This window comes from Rhodoferax sp. GW821-FHT09E07, assembly GCF_059416145.1.
This window is the reverse complement of record NZ_JBWKOP010000005.1, coordinates 324,328-340,825: the sequence shown is the minus strand read 5'-3', so window position 1 is coordinate 340,825 and position 16,498 is coordinate 324,328. Positions and strand designations below refer to the sequence as shown.

At 62.4% G+C, this 16,498-nt stretch carries 12 protein-coding genes and 1 tRNA gene; 3 read left to right on the top strand and 10 right to left on the bottom strand.

The window, feature by feature from the left end:
- Positions 1-20 precede the first annotated feature (20 nt).
- Positions 21-95, top strand: a tRNA-Arg gene (locus tag AC07OE_RS12105).
- 13 nt (positions 96-108) lie between these two features.
- Here the strand turns inward: AC07OE_RS12105 and AC07OE_RS12100 are convergent.
- Positions 109-990, bottom strand: coding sequence for a LysR family transcriptional regulator (locus AC07OE_RS12100; RefSeq protein ID WP_495070808.1), 882 nt, complete (start codon positions 988-990; stop codon positions 109-111).
- A gap of 77 nt (positions 991-1,067) precedes the next feature.
- On the opposite strand from AC07OE_RS12100, the gene AC07OE_RS12095 reads away from it, so the two are divergent.
- Entirely contained in the window at positions 1,068-1,745 is a 678-nt protein-coding gene (locus AC07OE_RS12095) for a glutathione S-transferase family protein (RefSeq protein WP_495070807.1), read from the top strand.
- A gap of 64 nt (positions 1,746-1,809) precedes the next feature.
- Here AC07OE_RS12095 and AC07OE_RS12090 read toward each other — a convergent pair whose 3' ends face one another.
- From AC07OE_RS12090 to AC07OE_RS12065, 6 genes are read right to left on the bottom strand one after another with little or no spacing between them, the layout of a single operon-like run.
- Entirely contained in the window at positions 1,810-2,556 is a 747-nt protein-coding gene (locus AC07OE_RS12090) for a lysophospholipid acyltransferase family protein (protein ID WP_495070806.1), read from the bottom strand.
- 1 nt (position 2,557) lies between these two features.
- Complete coding sequence (locus AC07OE_RS12085) at positions 2,558-3,841, bottom strand: dihydroorotase (RefSeq protein ID WP_495070805.1); 1,284 nt, start codon at positions 3,839-3,841, stop codon at positions 2,558-2,560.
- A 14-nt stretch (positions 3,842-3,855) separates the two neighbouring features.
- Positions 3,856-4,827, bottom strand: coding sequence for an aspartate carbamoyltransferase catalytic subunit (locus AC07OE_RS12080; protein WP_495070804.1), 972 nt, complete (start codon positions 4,825-4,827; stop codon positions 3,856-3,858).
- A gap of 3 nt (positions 4,828-4,830) precedes the next feature.
- Positions 4,831-5,328: a bifunctional pyr operon transcriptional regulator/uracil phosphoribosyltransferase PyrR gene (pyrR, locus tag AC07OE_RS12075; protein ID WP_495070803.1), complete on the bottom strand. Its 498-nt coding sequence runs from the start codon at positions 5,326-5,328 to the stop codon at positions 4,831-4,833.
- Positions 5,325-5,738: a Holliday junction resolvase RuvX gene (ruvX, locus tag AC07OE_RS12070; RefSeq protein WP_495070802.1), complete on the bottom strand. Its 414-nt coding sequence runs from the start codon at positions 5,736-5,738 to the stop codon at positions 5,325-5,327. Before ruvX ends, pyrR begins: the two co-directional genes overlap by 4 nt.
- Positions 5,735-6,334 (bottom strand): YqgE/AlgH family protein, encoded by a 600-nt coding sequence (locus AC07OE_RS12065; protein ID WP_495070801.1) that lies wholly within the window; start codon positions 6,332-6,334, stop codon positions 5,735-5,737. The genes ruvX and AC07OE_RS12065 overlap by 4 nt, the downstream gene beginning before the upstream one ends.
- Before the next feature lie 21 nt (positions 6,335-6,355).
- Between AC07OE_RS12065 and AC07OE_RS12060 the strand changes: the two genes are divergently transcribed.
- The gene (locus tag AC07OE_RS12060) at positions 6,356-7,813 is read left to right on the top strand and encodes a cryptochrome/photolyase family protein (RefSeq protein ID WP_495070800.1); all 1,458 of its coding nucleotides are present in this window, start codon (positions 6,356-6,358) and stop codon (positions 7,811-7,813) included.
- Here the strand turns inward: AC07OE_RS12060 and AC07OE_RS12055 are convergent.
- From AC07OE_RS12055 to AC07OE_RS12045, 3 genes are read right to left on the bottom strand one after another with little or no spacing between them, the layout of a single operon-like run.
- On the bottom strand, positions 7,802-13,606 hold the full coding sequence (locus AC07OE_RS12055) for a hybrid sensor histidine kinase/response regulator (protein WP_495070799.1): 5,805 nt from the start codon (positions 13,604-13,606) through the stop codon (positions 7,802-7,804). The genes AC07OE_RS12060 and AC07OE_RS12055 overlap by 12 nt on opposite strands.
- A gap of 54 nt (positions 13,607-13,660) precedes the next feature.
- Entirely contained in the window at positions 13,661-15,940 is a 2,280-nt protein-coding gene (locus tag AC07OE_RS12050; protein ID WP_495070798.1) for a methyl-accepting chemotaxis protein, read from the bottom strand.
- A 20-nt stretch (positions 15,941-15,960) separates the two neighbouring features.
- Positions 15,961-16,491, bottom strand: coding sequence for a chemotaxis protein CheW (locus tag AC07OE_RS12045; RefSeq protein WP_495070797.1), 531 nt, complete (start codon positions 16,489-16,491; stop codon positions 15,961-15,963).
- Positions 16,492-16,498: the final 7 nt, after the last annotated feature.

Sequence of the window (16,498 nt, the reverse complement as noted above, 5' to 3'; positions counted from 1 at the left end):
CTTACAATCGCCGCTCGCTGGTCTTCGTAGTTCAATGGATAGAACGGCCCCCTCCTAAGGGGCAGATACAGGTTCGATTCCTGTCGGAGGCACCAGCCCCCTGCCCCCTCAAAGCGACACCGTTTCGGCCAAATGCCGAAACACCGCAGACACCCGCCGCAAGTGTCGCGATTCAGGATGCGTGAGCAGCCAGAGTTCCGTCTGGCATTCGTCCAGCGGCTCCGTCAGCTGCACCAGATCGGACCGCGTCTGCGCCAGAAACAGCGGCAACACGCCGACCCCCAGGCCCGCGGCCACCAACTCCATCACGGTCAGGATGCTGCCCACGCGGTAGCGCGGCATCACCTTGGGGAAGTGCCGTTTGCGCCAGACCACGGAGGGGTGTTCAGGCAAGCCATCGTCGGGCCCGATCCATGACGCTTTACCCGCCTCCACATCAGCATAGTTGCGCGCAGGGCCCTTCTTGGCGCCATACAGCGCCACCCGAATCGGCCCCACGTGCTTGCCCACCAGGTGCTGGGGCGGCAGCTTGGTGGCCCGCACTGCAATGTCAGCGTCGCGCCGCGTCAGGCTGGTGAGTTCATTGCCCGCGTGCAGCTCATACGTCAGCAGGGGATGGAGCGTGTCCAGCGTCCTGAGCGCGGGCGCAATCAGGCCGTGCAGCAGCGTGTCCGTGGTGGTGATGCGCACCATGCCCGACACCAGCTCTGGACTGGTCTGCGCCGCGGAGCGCGCGCGCTCCAACTGGGCCTCCACCTGCTCTGCATGCTCGGCCAGCGACTGCGCCAACTCGGACGGTGCGTAGCCCGCGCGGGAGCGTTCAAACAGGCGCTGCCCCACGCCCCGCTCGATACGGCGGATGGACCGGAACACTGTGGAGGCATCCACCCCCAAGCGTTCTCCAGCTGCCGCCAGGTTGGAAGACCGCACCATTGCCAGCACCGTCTCCAGATCCGTGGCGCTGAGTTTGTATTGCATATTTGCAACCATTGAATGCACCTTTTCCTATTTTCATTGCATTCTGACAAAACTACAGTCGTGGCATCGCAACCGCAACTGGAGACCCCATGCAACCGCACTTCATTTTGATTTCGCACACCTTGTGCCCCTATGTGCAGCGCGCTGCCATCGTGCTGGCCGAGAAGAACTTGGCGTTCGAGCGCCGCGACATCGACCTGGCCAACAAGCCCGACTGGTTCCTGCGCATCTCGCCCCTGGGCAAAACGCCGGCGCTGCTGGTCAACGATGACCCGATTTTCGAATCCGCCGTGATATGCGAGTTTCTGGACGAGACGACGGCCCCACGCCTGCACCCCGAAGAAGCTTTGGAACGCGCGCGGCACAGGGCGTGGATGGAGTTTGGCTCTGCGTTGCTCAACACCATCGCCGCGTTCTACAGCGCCAGGGATACGGTGGGCCTGACGACCCAGGTGAAGCAAATCCGGCTGCGCCTGCAACAACTGGAAGAGGTGCTGGGTGCGGGGCCGTACTTTGCGGGCAACCGGTTCAGCCTGGTGGATGCCGTGTTCGGCCCCGTATTCCGCTACTTTGATGTGTTTGACGCCATCCAGAACTTCGGCTTCTTCGATGGCTTGCCCAAGGTGGGGGCCTGGCGCGAACAACTGGCTGCACGCCCCTCGGTGCACCAGGCTGCACACGCGACGTACCCGGCGCTGTTGCGCAGCTTTCTGCGGGCCAGGCAGTCGGCCTTGTCGACGCTGATGGACAGTGGGGTGCCCGCCTGATCAACACCCTTATCGCTGGCAATTGCTATAAAAAAAGAAGCACAAATACCAATAAATACGCGGGCTAGAGGCTTAAATCACCTCGCAAGTCCACAATAGCCTGGCGCAAATCCGTGGCCCAGGCCCGGCGGTCGCGTCCATCGGCCGTTTGCGCGGTACCAAAACTCACCACGGCCTGTAGATTCTGCGTCTTCAGCGTGCGCCACAGCGAATCCAACAGCGTGTCGTCGCCGATGTAGCACGGTGCAAAGCTGACCTGGCCGCTGGCGGCATCCGAAAAATGCAGGGCCACCGGCTGCACCGGCGCATGGGCCGAAATGGCGGCTTGCAGCATGTTGGCGTGGAAGGGCTGCACCGTGCTGCCATCACCCGTGGTGCCTTCCGGGAACACAGCAAGTACATCACCGGCCGTCAGGCGCTCGGCCATGTGGTGCACCACGCGCATGGCGTCGCGGCGCGATTCGCGTTCGATGTAGAGCGTGCCCGCGCCATTGGCCAGCGTGCCCACGATGGGCCAGTGCTGCACCGACGCCTTGGAGATAAAGCGGCAGTGGCGCGCAGCGTGCATGACCACGATGTCCAGCCACGAGATATGGTTGGCCACCAGCAGCACCGGACCGCCAGCGGGCGGCGTGCCATTCACTATCAATTTGATAGCTAGCCGCGCAAGCATTTCGCGGGCCCAGGCCTGAACCTGGGCATCACGCTCGGGCTGCGAGAGGCCCGGGAACACCCTGCGGATACGCCACGCACCCGCCAGCACATGGAGCAGCACCCGCCACAGCCGCCAACAGGCCTGAATGCGCCGCATGTCAGGCCGCAAACGCTAGGCGCCCGGCCACCAGCGTGGCGCGCACGCGGCCGGGCAGCTCGTAGCCGCTGAACGGGGTGTGGCGGCCCTGGCTGCGCAACGCAGCGGGCTCCACCACCCAGTGGGCATGGGGATCGAACACGCAAACATCGGCCACGCCACCCACGGAAAGCTGGCCTACCTGGTCCCCCTGCGGGCCGCCCAGCACCTTGGCGGCCTGGCTGGTCAGCACCGCCAGCGCATGGGACAGACCCAACTGGTGGTCCGTCGCCCATTTGAGCGACAGGCTCAGCAACAGCTCCAGCCCGGTGGCGCCGGGTTCGCTTTCGGCAAAGGGCAAGGCCTTGGCATCGTCATCGACGGGTGTGTGGTCCGACACCAGCGCATCGATGGTACCGTCGGCCAGACCTGCGCGCAGAGCGTCGCGGTCGCGCTGCTGGCGCAGCGGCGGGTTCACGCGCATGCGGCTGTCAAAGTAGCCCATGTCCACATCGGTCAGGTGTAGCGAATTGATACTCACGTCGCACGTGATGGGCAGGCCATCGGCCTTGGCCTGGCGGACCAGCGCTACACCCGCGGCACTGCTGATGCGGCACAGGTGCACGCGCGCCTGCGTAGAGCGCACCAGCTCGAAGATGGTGTGCAGGGCAATCGTTTCGGCGGCCACCGGCACGCCAGCGAGGCCCATGCGCGTGGCCAGCGGGCCACTGGCGGCCACGCCCTTGCCCAGGTGGTATTCCTGCGGGCGCAGCCAAACGCTGTAGCCAAAGCTGCTGGCGTACTGCAGGGCACGCTGCAACACCTGCGTGTTCACCAGCGGCACCTCGGCTTGGCCAAAGCCCACGCAGCCAGCATCGGCCAATTGCTGCAGGGGCGAGAGCACCTCACCTGCCAGCGCACGCGTGAGCGCGCCCAGCGGCAGCACACGCGGACCACCCTGGATCTGGGTGCGGTAGTGCAGCATTTCCACCAAGCCAGCTTCGTCCAGCACAGGCGCAGTGTCGGGCGGGCAGACCAGCGTGGTCACACCACCCGCTGCGGCAGCCGCACGTTCGCTGCTGAGCTGGCCGGGTCGGGGTTGACCACCCTCGCGCAGGCGAGCGCACAGGTCCAACAGGCCGGGCGCGACCACCAGGCCCTGGGCAGCCACCGTCTTCTCGGGCACAAAGCTGGCGGGTACTTCGCCAATAGCGAGGATGCGGTCATCGACAATGGCCACATCGGCCACGCGGTCTGTGCCGCTGGCGGGGTCCACGACACGGCCGCCTTGAATCAACAGGTTCATCTTGTTTTCCTCTCTCAGCGCGGGTCGGCGTCATTGCCCGCCACAATGCTCATCACCGCCATGCGCACGGCGATACCAAAGGTCACCTGCGGCAGGATGACGCTCTGCGGCCCGTCCACCACCGCAGAGTCAATCTCCACGCCGCGGTTGATGGGGCCGGGGTGCATGACGATGGCGTCAGGCTTGGCCAGTTGCAGCTTCTCAGGCGTCAAGCCGAAGCTCTTGAAATACTCTTGGGTGGACGGCAGCAGGGCACCGCTCATACGTTCGTTCTGCAGGCGCAGCATGATGACGACGTCGCAATCCTTGATGCCCTCTTCCAGCGTGTGGCAGACACGCACGCCCATTTGCGCCAGGTCGCCGGGCACCAGGGTTTTGGGCCCCACTACGCGCACCTCCGCCGCGCCCAACGTGGTCAGCGCGTGAATGTCGGAGCGTGCCACGCGCGAGTGCAGCACGTCGCCCACGATGGCGACGGTGAGGTTGGAAAAATCCTTCTTGTAGTGCCGGATGGTGTACATGTCCAGCAGGCCCTGCGTGGGGTGGGCGTGGCGGCCGTCACCGGCGTTGATCACATGCACGTGGGGCGCCACGTGCTGGGCGATCAAATAGGGCGCGCCGGACTCGCTGTGGCGCACCACGAACATGTCGGCGGCCATGGCGCTGAGGTTCGCAATGGTGTCCAGCAGCGATTCGCCCTTGGAGGCGCTGGAGCGTGCAATGTCGAGGTTGATGACGTCGGCACTGAGGCGTGTGGCCGCAATCTCGAAGGTGGTGCGGGTGCGCGTGCTGTTCTCGAAGAACAGGTTGAACACGCTCTTGCCGCGCAGCAGCGGCACCTTCTTCACTTCGCGGTCGTTGACGGAGACGAAGTTGGAGGCTGTGTCCAGAATATGGGTCAGGATGCTTTTGGGCAGGCCTTCGACGGACAGCAGGTGCACCAACTCGCCGTGCTTGTTGAGTTGGGGGTTGCGTTTGTACAGCATGCGTCAGGCCTCCTGCACGTCAAAAGAAAACACACCCGTTTCGCTACGCGCCAGCGCCAGCGACTGGGTGGGCGCCACGCTCACGCGTGCTGCGGCGAAGTCGGGCTGGATAGGGAGCTGGCGGCCGCCACGGTCCACCAGCACGGCCAGCTGCACAGAGGCAGGGCGGCCAAAGTCAAACAGCTCGTTGATCACCGCGCGGAGCGTGCGGCCGGTGTAGAGCACATCGTCCAACAGCAAAATCTGCGCCCCGTTCACATCGAACGGCAGCTGCGTTTGCCCGCCCGACGACAGGCCACGCTGGGCAAAGTCGTCGCGGTGCATGGCCGATGAAATGGTGCCGGCCTTGCCGGGCAGCTTCAGGTCGGCCTGCAGGCGCTCGGCCAGCCAGGCCCCGCCCGAGGTAATGCCCACCAGGCGGGTATCAGCGTTGCACAACTGCTGCACACCGCGCAGCAGCTCGCGGTAAAGCGCCTCCGCATCCAGAGCCAAAGTACTCACGTCAAACTCCTCAAAAACTGTTCCAGGATGATGCAGGCCGAGGCCGCATCGGCATCCTTCGCCCCACTGCTGATGGCTTCGGTGGTGCTGTAGCGCTCGTCCACCTCAAACACCGGCAGACCGAAACGCCCATTCAACTGGCGCCCAAATTTCTTCGCCCGCGTAGTGTTTTCGTGCGCCGCGCCATCGGGGTGGTAGGGCACGCCGATCACGATGGCGTCAGGCTGCCATTCTTTGAGTTTGGCCGCCACGCCGTCAAACCGCGCGTTGCCCTCGGCGTGGATGGAACCCTGGGGCTGCGCGCTTTTCAGCAGCCGGTTGCCCACGGCCACGCCGGTGCGCTTGAGGCCAAAATCAAAAGCAATGAACGTGGTCAGGTGGGCCGGCACAACCGCAGCCGCAGCGCTCATGCGTGCCCCGCTTGGGTTGAAATCATCCAGGCCTGCAGCCCCAACAGGGCCAGCGCCTTGTCATAACGCTGCTCAATCGGTGTGTCAAAAATAATGGCCTGGTCGGCATCCACAGTCAGCCAGCTGTTCTCGCCCAGCTCGGTTTCCAGTTGGCCCTCGCCCCAGGCGGAATAGCCCAGCGACACCAGCACCTTGCGCGGGCCGGACCCGCTCGAAATGGCTTCCAGCACGTCCTTGGAGGTGGTCATTTCCAGACCGCCGGGAATGGTCATGGTGGAGGCGTACAGCGCCTGCTCGGGCTCGGTGTTGTCGGCCCAGATGGCTTCGTGCAGCACGAAGCCGCGCTCGGTCTGCACTGGCCCACCCTGGAATACGGGGTTGCCGTTGAGGTCCGCACGGGTCAGCGGCAGGTCGATCTTGTCGAACAATGCGTCCAGGTTGATGTCGGAGGGCTTGTTGATCACCAGCCCCAGCGCACCACGGGTGGTGTGCTCACAGACGTAGACCACACTTTTGGCGAACATGGCGTCCTCCAGTCCGGGCATTGCAATCAAAAAGTGGTTGGTCAGATTGATGGGTGCAGAATCGCCGGACATAGCTTGATTTTAACGGGTGCCATGCCAACACAATTCACAACCGGACTGGTCTGGTTTCGCCGCGATCTGCGCGTGCACGACAACACCGCCTTGCACACGGCCTTGCAGCAATGTGACCGGGTCGTCTGCGCCTTCGTTTTTGACGCCGACATCCTGTCACCACTGCCGCGTGCCGACCGCCGGGTGGAGTTCATCCGCGACTCCTTGGTGGAGTTGGACGGACGTCTGGCGGGCAAACTGGTGGTACTGCAGGGCAGGCCCGCCTCTTGCATTCCTGCGCTGGCCCAGGAAACAGGAGCACAAGCCGTCTATGCCGCCCGGGACTACGAACCCCAGGCCATCGCCAGGGATGCCGAGGTGCGCGAACATCTGCGTGCGCTCGGAACAAGCCTGGTACTGGTCAAGGACCATGTGATTTTTGAAGAGCGCGAAGTGCTCACGCAAATGGCCAAGCCCTATGGCGTATTCACCCCCTACAAACGCGCCTGGCTCGCCCGCCTCGGACAGGCCCCGCTGGTCGAACACGACTGCACCGCGCTGCTGCACAAGCTGTCAGACAAGCCCGCCGGCCACGCCAAGGCCGTTCCCACGCTGGATGTGCTGGGATTTGCGCCCACCAACCTGAAGCAACTCAGCATTCCCACGGGGGAATCGGGGGCCCGGCAGCTGCTGGAGAATTTTGTGGATCGCATGGGCCGCTATGACCAGACCCGCGACTTCCCCGCGGTCAAGGGCCCCAGCTACCTGAGCGTCCACCTGCGCTTTGGAACTGTCTCGATACGCCAACTGGTGATTCTGGCCCAGGCGCATGCTGTGCAAGGCAGCCCCGGCGCGGCCACGTGGCTGGGCGAACTGGTATGGCGCGACTTTTACTTTCAAATCCTGGCCAATTTCCCGCAAGTGGCAACACAGGCCTTCAAGCCCGAGTACGACCAGATTGCCTGGGAACAGGGCGAACACGCCCAGCAGCTTTACAGCGCGTGGTGCCAGGGCCGAACAGGCTACCCGCTGGTGGATGCGGCCATGGCGCAGTTGAACCAGACTGGCTACATGCACAACCGCCTGCGCATGGTGACCGGCAGTTTTCTGGTGAAGCACCTGGGTTTGGACTGGCGTTGGGGCGAACGCTACTTTGCCGAGCAGCTCAATGACTTTGACCTGTCAGCCAATAACGGCGGCTGGCAGTGGGTGAGTTCCAGCGGCTGCGATGCCCAACCCTACTTCCGCATCTTCAACCCCATCACGCAGAGTGAGAAGTTCGATGCCGAGGGCAAATTCATCCGCCGCTACTTGCCAGTCTTGGCTGGATTGGGCCCCAAGAGCATCCATGCTCCCTGGCTAGCCAAACCTCTGGAACTTGGCGGCGCAGGCATCACGCTTGGGACCGACTATCCGCTTCCCATCGTCGACCATGCCAAGGCGCGTGCTCGCACGCTGCAGCGCTATGGCATCGTCAAGAAGCCGGACTCAGACAGTTAGTGCCGCGCTGCAGTAGCTGCGCACCAGGCCCAACAACTCGTCTTCGTTGTAGGGCTTGCCCAGGTAGTGGTCCACACCCAGTTCGCGTGCGTGTTCGCGGTGTTTCTCCGCAATACGCGAGGTGATCATGATGATGGGCAGGTGCTTGAGCTTGTCGTCGCCACGGATGTTGCGCGCCAAGTCAAAACCATCCATGCGCGGCATTTCAATATCGGACAACACCACGGCAGGAATCTCTTCCTGAAGCCGCTCGAGAGCCTGCAAACCATCATTGGCCAGGGCCACGCGGTAGCCTTCACGCTTGAGCAGACGCTGGGTCACACGGCGTACCGTGATGGAATCGTCCACCACCAACACCAGTGGTAACTGGTCTGCTGCGTCCATGGCCGACGACCCACCGCCATCCGACGCAGAGGTGACTTCATCCGTTGCAGGCTCTTCCGATACTGCTGTACCCAAGGCGCGCGCCTGCTCCCCGTACACTGCAGCCAACGCCACAGGGTTGTAGATCAGCACCACGGCACCAGACGCCAGCACAGACATGCCCGCCAAACCAGGCAAACGCGCCAGCTGGGGACCCAAATTCTTCACCACCACTTCGCGGTTACCCAGCACTTCGTCCACGTGCACGGCCAAGCGCTGGCCCGCGCTGCGGAACACTGCCACGGGCATGGTCTTGCTCTTGGGCTCGCGGCTACGCGCGGACACCTGCAGCAGCGCTCCCGCCCAGAAGAACGGCAAAGCCTGCCCCGCCATGTCAAAGGTCTGGTCAGCGTAGGCCTGATCCAGCTTGTCCGCGGGCACCCGCAGCACCGTTTCCATGATGTTGGCGGGCACACCCACCGAGAACTCGCCCATACGCAAAATCACCACCTGCGTCACCGCAGTGGTCAGCGGCAGGACCAGCTTGAAGGTGGTGCCCTTATCGGGTTCGGTCTGGGTTTCGATGCGGCCGCCCAAGGCATTGACCTCGGAACGCACCACGTCCATGCCAATCCCCCGGCCCGCCAACTCGGTGACTTGGTCCGCCGTGGAGAAGCCCGGCATGAAAATCAGGTTTGCCGCGTCACTGTCGCTCAGTTCAGCATCGGCAGCCACTACGCCATTGGCGATGGCTTTGGCGCGAATACGGTCCAGATGCAAGCCGCCACCGTCATCACTGAAGGACACCGAGACGTCATTGCTTTCCTGGTGCACCAGAATGTTGATGGTGCCCACCGCCGGCTTACCGGCAGCAGCCCGCGCTTCGGCCGACTCAATGCCGTGGGCCACCGCGTTACGCAGCAAGTGCTCAAACGCGGGCGCCATGCGGTCCAGCACGCCACGGTCCATTTCAATGGAGCCACCCGTGATATCCAGCTTGACCTGTTTGCCAGCATCCTTTGACGCTTGGCGGACCACCCCGTACAAGCGGTCCGAGATACCCTCAAACTCCACCATGCGCGTACGCAACAGGTCACGCTGCAGCTCGCGGGCCTGACGGCCTTGGGCAATCAAGTCATCTTCCGTGCCTTCCACCGAGCGCTGCAGATTACGTTGCACCGTCGCCACGTCGTTCACCGACTCGGCCATCATGCGGGTCAATTCCTGCACACGGGTAAAGCGGTCAAACTCGAGCGGATCAAACGATTGCGCAGAGTCCTTGGTTTGCGCCAGGCGCGACTGCATTTGCGACTCGGCCTGCAACTCCACGTCGCGCAGCTGCTGGCGCAAGCGGTCCAGGTTGCCGCCAAGCTCGCCCAGCGAAGAGCGCAGTTGGTTAAGACGCGCATCCATGCGTGAGCGCGTGATCATGACTTCGCCGGCCTGGTTCACCAACCGATCCAACAAGTGCGAGCGCACCCGCACCGACTGGTTGCTGCTGGCCTTGGGCAAAGCCGTCAGCGGAGCATGTGCAATGGGCTTGATCTGCAAAGGCACGGGGGCCGCGGCCTCTGCATCGCCTTCTGTCTCCGAATCAACGGTCGCGGCGACCATTGCCGTCGCCGCCACCTCCTCAGCCTCTGGCTTGCCCAGTGCGGCAAATACTGCCTGCAGTGAGTCAAAACGTGTCAGCAAGGGCTCCAGCTGCACGGCTTGCAACGCCTCTGTGCCGACCTGTTCAATGGATGACTCCATGCGGTGGGCCATTTCGCCCAAGCGCATGGCACCTGCCAAACGGGCACTGCCCTTAAGGGTGTGCAGCAAGCGCAAAATTTCGTTGCGTGCACCCATATTGTCTGGCCGCGCAACCCACTGGCGCAGTGCCGTACCCAATTGGGGCATCAGCTCGGTAGCTTCTTCTTCAAAAATGGGGAGCAGATCGTCGTCCAGACGGTCTTCCGCGTCGATGTCCTCGTCTTCGGCATCCACGATGGTCAGCGGTGCAGCACCCAACGAGGGCACGTAGACCGGCTCCGACACCACTGCTGCAGGCGCATCTTCTTCGAGCACCGAATCAGGGGCGTCGATTACAGAATCTTCCAGCCCAGTATTCACGGCACTCTCCAGTGCTGGCGCAGGGAATTCGGTTTCAGTAATGGCGTGCAGCGCCGCCAACACGGAAGCGTCCGCATCCTTGAGGAAACCCGCCGCAAACTGATGCAACAGGCGCCGAATGTCTTCCGCTGCGTCATTGAACACAGCGGCCTGCTCTGCAGAGCCCTGACGGTGCAACTGCACATGCTGCAGCGCCTGCTCCAGAGCCCGGGCCATATCGGACAGGGCGGAAAAGCCGACCGTTGCGGAACTGCCCAGCAGGGAATGCGACAGAGCAATCACCGAGTCCGGCACCGTCTTGGGCAACTCCAAAGCCCATTCGCTCAGTTCGGTCTGCAAACGGCGCGACCATTCGTCGGCCTCGTTCAAATACACGTTGTACAGAGGAATGCTCAGTCGTAGGGGGCCGATGATCTTCATGCCATCATCGGGCTCCATGAGCGGTGGCTCAACAACTGGCGCCTCTTCCACGGGCTCTGCAGGCAACTCGACCAAGTCAGAAATCACAGTGTCCGGGCCCGCGTCTGGCTCGACGTCGTCTTCCGGGTGAGCCTCTGCGACTTCCGCGGCGGGCTGAGCGGGTGCAGCCGGCGCATCAAAACTGCCAAAGTCGAAATCGCCCAAATCCACTTCACTGACCTCGGTGCCGCCATGGGCGTCCATCGCATCCGCCTTCGGGGCGGGCACTTCCATGGCCTGCGTGGCATCAAAGCTGAAGACCTGGGTAGACGCAAAATCTGGCTGCGACGCAGCAGGAGACTCCGGCATATCCAGCCCCGAAAACAACTGGGTGGAAGCAAAGTCAGCCTGTTGGGGCTCAGGCTTGGAGTCCAGTGACAGGCCATCCGCCAATTGCGTAGAGGCGAAGTCTGGCCATGCCGCCTCAGGCTCTGCCACAGGTGGCAATGGCGCGCTGGCAGCTTCGACAACATCTTCGATCAGCGTCGGTGCAATGACCACCTCAGCGCCCGGCGTTTGCAAAGGCACCAATTCATTGTGCAGGCGCAGCGCTTCCGCGGTTTTGCGGAACTCTTGCGCACTCCAAGGTACGTCGGCGCCTCTGGCGATGTCTTCGACCCAACGTCCAAACGCTTGCATGGCGTCACTCGACGCGGACACGAGAGCGTCGCTGGCGGGGCGTTGTTCGGCCAAGGAGGTGTTCAGCAGTTGCTCAAACGACCAAGCCGCCTCGCCAAACTCATTGAGCCCCACCATACGAGAACTACCCTTGAGGGTGTGGAACGCGCGCCGCAGGCTGGTTTGGTCGGCAAGGTTGGTAGGATCTGCGCGCAACGCCTCCACGGCCGCCAAGCCGTTCTGCACCACCTCACGCGCTTCTTCCAGGAAGATATCGCGCAACTCTGCATCGTCGTCCGTGTCTTCTGCAGGTGCAGGGGCTACAGCGGTTGCCACGACAGCTGGCGCAGACACTGCCACAGGTTCCTGCGGCACGGCTACTGGCTCCGCTGGCGCTGCGGTCAGCATTTCCAGCGCTGCAACATCCGAGTCGATCTCGGCCTGCGACACAGGTTCCGCCTCTTGCACGGCCGCGCGCTCACGCCCCATCAGCGGCTTGAACTCGCCCAGTTCCTCGTCATACACGAACAAGGTCTTGGCCAAGGCCCGTTGGTAGCTCAGCATGTCGATCAGAAAGCCCATGGCCCCGAGGCTGTTACCAATCTTCTCGAAAATTCCGGTGCGTGCAGTCGCTTCATCGATGTCATCCACCAGGAACTGCTCTACGCTGGCCCGCATGCGGATGGCTGCAATAGACGGCTGATCGAGCCCCAGCACCGAGAACACACCACGCATTTGCGCCAGCTGGCTGGGCACTTCGCGCAGAGGCGATTTGTCGCGCGGGTCGCGGAAGAACTGGTCCAGTGATTTTTCCACCTCGGCCAGATTGGTTCGCAACTCGTCCACCACGCTTCCCATGGTTTGGCGATCGCTGACCCGGCGGTACAGCTCTTCCATCCATGACTCGAGCGGCTCGGGATCGCCGCCTGCGCTGACATGCTCCAGGCGTTGCGCCAAACGGGCGCTGCGGTCCGCCATCTGGCTGTCCGTGGGGTCCAGATCCTCATAGGCCGCTTCAAGGTACAAGACCGAGGTAGCCACTTCCATGGCAACAGCGGGCGCCGGGGCAGCCCCCGAGCGAACCGTGGACTCGATGGCACGGGACAGAGCCCGGGCCAGATCACCACTTTCCGCATGCAGCTTCACCACAGCATCGGCGACGGCGGCAAACTGTTCGCCTGCAGTTTTCAAGCGGTTGGTGTCGCCTCCAGCCAATGCAGACCAGGTCTCCGCAGCAGACGCAATGCGCTTGCGCGCCAAGACCAAAAGCGCCGGGTCAAAGCGACCAAACTGCTCTGTGTCGTAGTCCACCGGCTTGGTTCGCGTCAGTCCATAGGCCTTGCGAACCGCCAGCAAACTTGGCGAAGACACAGCGTCTTTAGGAGTCGCCCGTGAGCAGAAAAACACCAAATCCTGGGCCAAACGTTCGGACACCGACGCACCACCCTTGGCCAAGGCAACATACTGCTGCAAGATGCGCGAGGCAGCGCGCTTGGTGTACACGTCGCCGGCGAACAAGCCTTGGGCCATGGCCTCAAAATACCCCGCGCACACCATCCAAAAAGTCTTGGATTCCAGTTCTGTCGCCGCGGCCGCAAAGCCATGGCTGATGTCGCGCAGTCGCTGTGCAGCCTTCACATCACCGTTCTTGACCAACCGAAGTACCGCTTGGTCCATGTCGCGACGCACATCGGGGCCGTAGGCCAGTGGAGGCACACCAGCAGGTGCGGCAATCGCCACCCAGCGCCATTCGGGCGGCCACAAATCGGCGGGATGGATACGGTCAGCCCCGGCCAACTCTTGCAAGGCCCGGTACTGCGGAAACAAGGCCACGGACGACGCTGTTTTTCCCTTGAGTACGCCTTCGAGGTACTCCGTGAGCGCAAAGCTTGCGCGCTCCATGCGGTTGGCGGCGTCATCGCTGCACAACTCAGGACGCTGCACAAACTTTTGAGCCAACGATTCCATCGATCGTAAAAACTTGGCTGGTGCTACCAACCCGACCATCTCCAGCGCACCCACCGCTTGGTGCAACTGCTGTCGGGCTATGCGCAGATGGCTGGCATCCAGCTCCGTCAAATCCGAACCGCGGGCCAATTCGGCATCACGCACGAACCGGCGCATCGCCTTGGTCGCCCCGTCTAGTGACTTGCGCAGCTCATCAAGCACCCAGGCCAAAGGCCCAAGATCATTGACCGCTAGTTCGTTGTCGCCGGGAGCGGCTGTGTTCGATGACATGGGTTCAAGCTCTCCAGGATCTCACGGGGCGGGGTGAATGCGAAGCATGGCCTATCAGGCGATCTTGAATCGGGACACCGACTGGCGCAGCTCTTCCGCCATACGGGAAAGTTCACGCACCTGGTTGGCGGTGGCGCGCGTACCTTCACCGGTCTGCTCGGTCACTGCAAAAATGTGCTGGATGTTGTCGGCCACCACGTTGGCCAAACCGGCCTCCCGGGATGCAGAGTTGGAAATCTGCTCAATCAGGTCAGCCACACGGCGTGACACGCGGTCAATTTCTGTCAGCGCCGTACCTGCGTTGTCGGACAGCTTGGCCCCTTCCACCACACCCTGGGTAGAACGCTCCATAGCGCCGATGGCATCCTGAGTGTCGGTCTGAATGGCCTTCACCAGCGCTGCAATCTGCCGCGTCGCATCGGCAGAACGCTCGGCCAGACGCTGCACTTCTTCCGCCACCACCGAGAAGCCTCGACCGGCTTCACCGGCCGATGCAGCCTGAATGGCGGCGTTCAAGGCCAGCACGTTGGTTTGTTCGGTAATGTCCGAGATCAGTTCGGTAATTTCACCAATCTCTTGCGAAGATTCGCCCAGACGCTTGATGCGCTTGGAGGTTTCCTGGATCTGGTCGCGGATGGAGTTCATACCCCCGATGGCGTTCTGCACGGCCTGCAGGCCAGACTCAGCGGCTTGCAGCGATTGGCGCGCCACTGCCGCAGATTCCTGCGCTTGGGCAGACACTTCGTTAATACGTCCGGCCATATCCACCACGGACTTACCGGTTTCACGAATCTCATGCAGTTGCTCGTTGGAGGCCGCCAGCAGTTCGGTCGACGTGGCATCCACATCCGCCGTCGTCTGGGCCACGCGGGCCGCCGTATTTTGTACGTTGGACACCAGAGAGCGCAGTTCCTCCACCGTGTAGTTCACCGAGTCGGCAATGGCGCCAGTGATGTCTTCCGTCACCGTGGCTTCCTGGGTCAAATCGCCTTCAGCCACTGTTTGCAGTTCGTTCATCAGTCGCAAAATGGCGGCCTGGTTGGCGTCGTTCACGCGCTTGGCCTCTTGCTCTTGACGTTCAGCTTCCAGACGCTGGTCTTCGGCCATGACCTGACGCTTGCGGCTGTCTTGCAGTTGCACGTAGGACAAGCCGCCAGCGCAAAGCAGCGCAAAGGCAGCAGATGCGGCCAGCAAGGCCAGCGACGCGCCACCGATACCTGCCTGGCCAGACAGCTTGGCTTGCAGTTCTTCCAGGTTGCGGCGCAGCGGTTCACTGTCGGCAATGATGGCGCCCTGGGCTTCACGCGCGGATACCAGCCCCTGCAAGTTGCCCAAAATGGCACCGGCTTGCACACGGGTCTCTTCGTACATCTTGATCAGGGCTTCCAGCTGTTCGCGAGTGGCAGGGTCCTTGGTTGCGCTCAGACGCAGCTCGGTGCTACCGGACAACAGGGCTTCAGAAATTTCCTTGAAGGTGTTCAAGTCCTTGCCCAGCAAGAACACCGCTTCGGGGCTCACACCCTCAGCGGTCAGGAATTCATTGGAAGACTTGCCGATACGCTGGGTCAGCATCACCAGCTGGCCCACGGCGGAAATCTCCACTGCAGGTGCGTTTTGCTGCAACTTCAAGGACGCCACCGTTTCGGCGATTTCCAGCAAGTCAGACGACTGGCGGTTAATCAAACGCAGCGCAGACCCGATCTGGGTCAGCATCTTTTGTTGGCCCATCACTGCCTTGGCATTTTTTTCAGCACGCTCGACCAGTGGAGCCACTTTGGACAGCTCAGGTGCGTAGTTTTCGTCCAGCGCGTTGATGCGCATTTCATCGTCACCAGACTGCAAACCCTTGATCGACTTGCCCAAAATACCCGCACTCTCCGACACGTCAGGGAACGCCTGTGCACTACCCACCACCGCCTGCGATACCGACTTCGCCAGACGTTGCGACTGCATCAGCGATTGCCCCGTTGCACCCAGCTGCTGGGCGACCCGGTCTGACTGGTTCAGTGCCACAAAGGTCACACCCGCCAGCACGATCAGCGCACCGCCCAGCAGAATGGACAGAGTGCGCTGGTGCTGCACCACGGTGCGTCGGCCCAAGCCAGGGATGGAGATCAGGTCTGCCTCATTCACCTGCGGCTCGGCCGCCGCTTCTTTCGCTGGCTCGGCCGGCGTGGCTTGTAGCGGCGAGTTTTGCGACGGCGACTCTTGCAAGGTTTCGTTGCCACCGCTGTCCACTGCGGCGTCCGGCATGGCCAAACTAAGACGCGAATCCAGTTCGGACTCTGGCGGCTTTTTGGAGAACAGGTTTTTTAATTGATCGACAACAGACATGATGGGACCTTACGGGTGAACTAAGCGCTGATGCTCAAAAACTGGGGACTGAGGGACAGGGTACGCAAATTGATTTCTTGCCAATGCTCGCCAGCCGAGTCGACAAACTGGTTGCCAAAGAAAGCGGGGGCGTCGGCTTCGGGCGGCTTAGAAGAGGTGAACGCATCCGGGCCACGCAGCCCCGCCAACACATCTACCTGCAAGGCGCAATTGACTTCCAGTGCGGCGTTCATGGTGACCACGCTGGGCTCCGCCACTGCAGGCTCCAAGCGTTTGGCAGCGCCGCAGGCCGTCACAAACGCGGCGAGATCCACCACACCAAACAGGCCACCGCGGATGTTGAGCACGCCGCGAAACCAGTCCAGTGCATAGGGCACGGGCTGTAAATGGTTTACGGGGACGATTTCACCCGACTGCCCCAAAGGAAACAGGTAATTGTTGCCCCCCGCTCGCACCGCGAGCCAGGCCACAGACATGCCCTCGGAACGGGCCGCTTGCAAGCGGCTCGCCAAACGGGCTTGGAGTTCTCGAAGTGCTTCTCTGTTGGCCATGGAGCGA

Excerpts from the sequence above, each read along its gene's own strand:
- AC07OE_RS12100 (WP_495070808.1), bottom strand. The coding sequence starts at position 990 with ATGGTTGCAAATATGCAATACAAACTCAGCGCCACGGATCTGGAGACG.
- AC07OE_RS12095 (WP_495070807.1), top strand. The coding sequence starts at position 1,068 with ATGCAACCGCACTTCATTTTGATTTCGCACACCTTGTGCCCCTATGTG.
- AC07OE_RS12090 (WP_495070806.1), bottom strand. The coding sequence starts at position 2,556 with ATGCGGCGCATTCAGGCCTGTTGGCGGCTGTGGCGGGTGCTGCTCCAT.
- AC07OE_RS12085 (WP_495070805.1), bottom strand. The coding sequence starts at position 3,841 with ATGAACCTGTTGATTCAAGGCGGCCGTGTCGTGGACCCCGCCAGCGGC.
- AC07OE_RS12080 (WP_495070804.1), bottom strand. The coding sequence starts at position 4,827 with ATGCTGTACAAACGCAACCCCCAACTCAACAAGCACGGCGAGTTGGTG.
- ruvX (WP_495070802.1), bottom strand. The coding sequence starts at position 5,738 with ATGAGCGCTGCGGCTGCGGTTGTGCCGGCCCACCTGACCACGTTCATT.
- AC07OE_RS12065 (WP_495070801.1), bottom strand. The coding sequence starts at position 6,334 with ATGTCCGGCGATTCTGCACCCATCAATCTGACCAACCACTTTTTGATT.
- AC07OE_RS12060 (WP_495070800.1), top strand. The coding sequence starts at position 6,356 with ATGCCAACACAATTCACAACCGGACTGGTCTGGTTTCGCCGCGATCTG.
- AC07OE_RS12055 (WP_495070799.1), bottom strand. The coding sequence starts at position 13,606 with ATGTCATCGAACACAGCCGCTCCCGGCGACAACGAACTAGCGGTCAAT.
- AC07OE_RS12050 (WP_495070798.1), bottom strand. The coding sequence starts at position 15,940 with ATGTCTGTTGTCGATCAATTAAAAAACCTGTTCTCCAAAAAGCCGCCA.
- AC07OE_RS12045 (WP_495070797.1), bottom strand. The coding sequence starts at position 16,491 with ATGGCCAACAGAGAAGCACTTCGAGAACTCCAAGCCCGTTTGGCGAGC.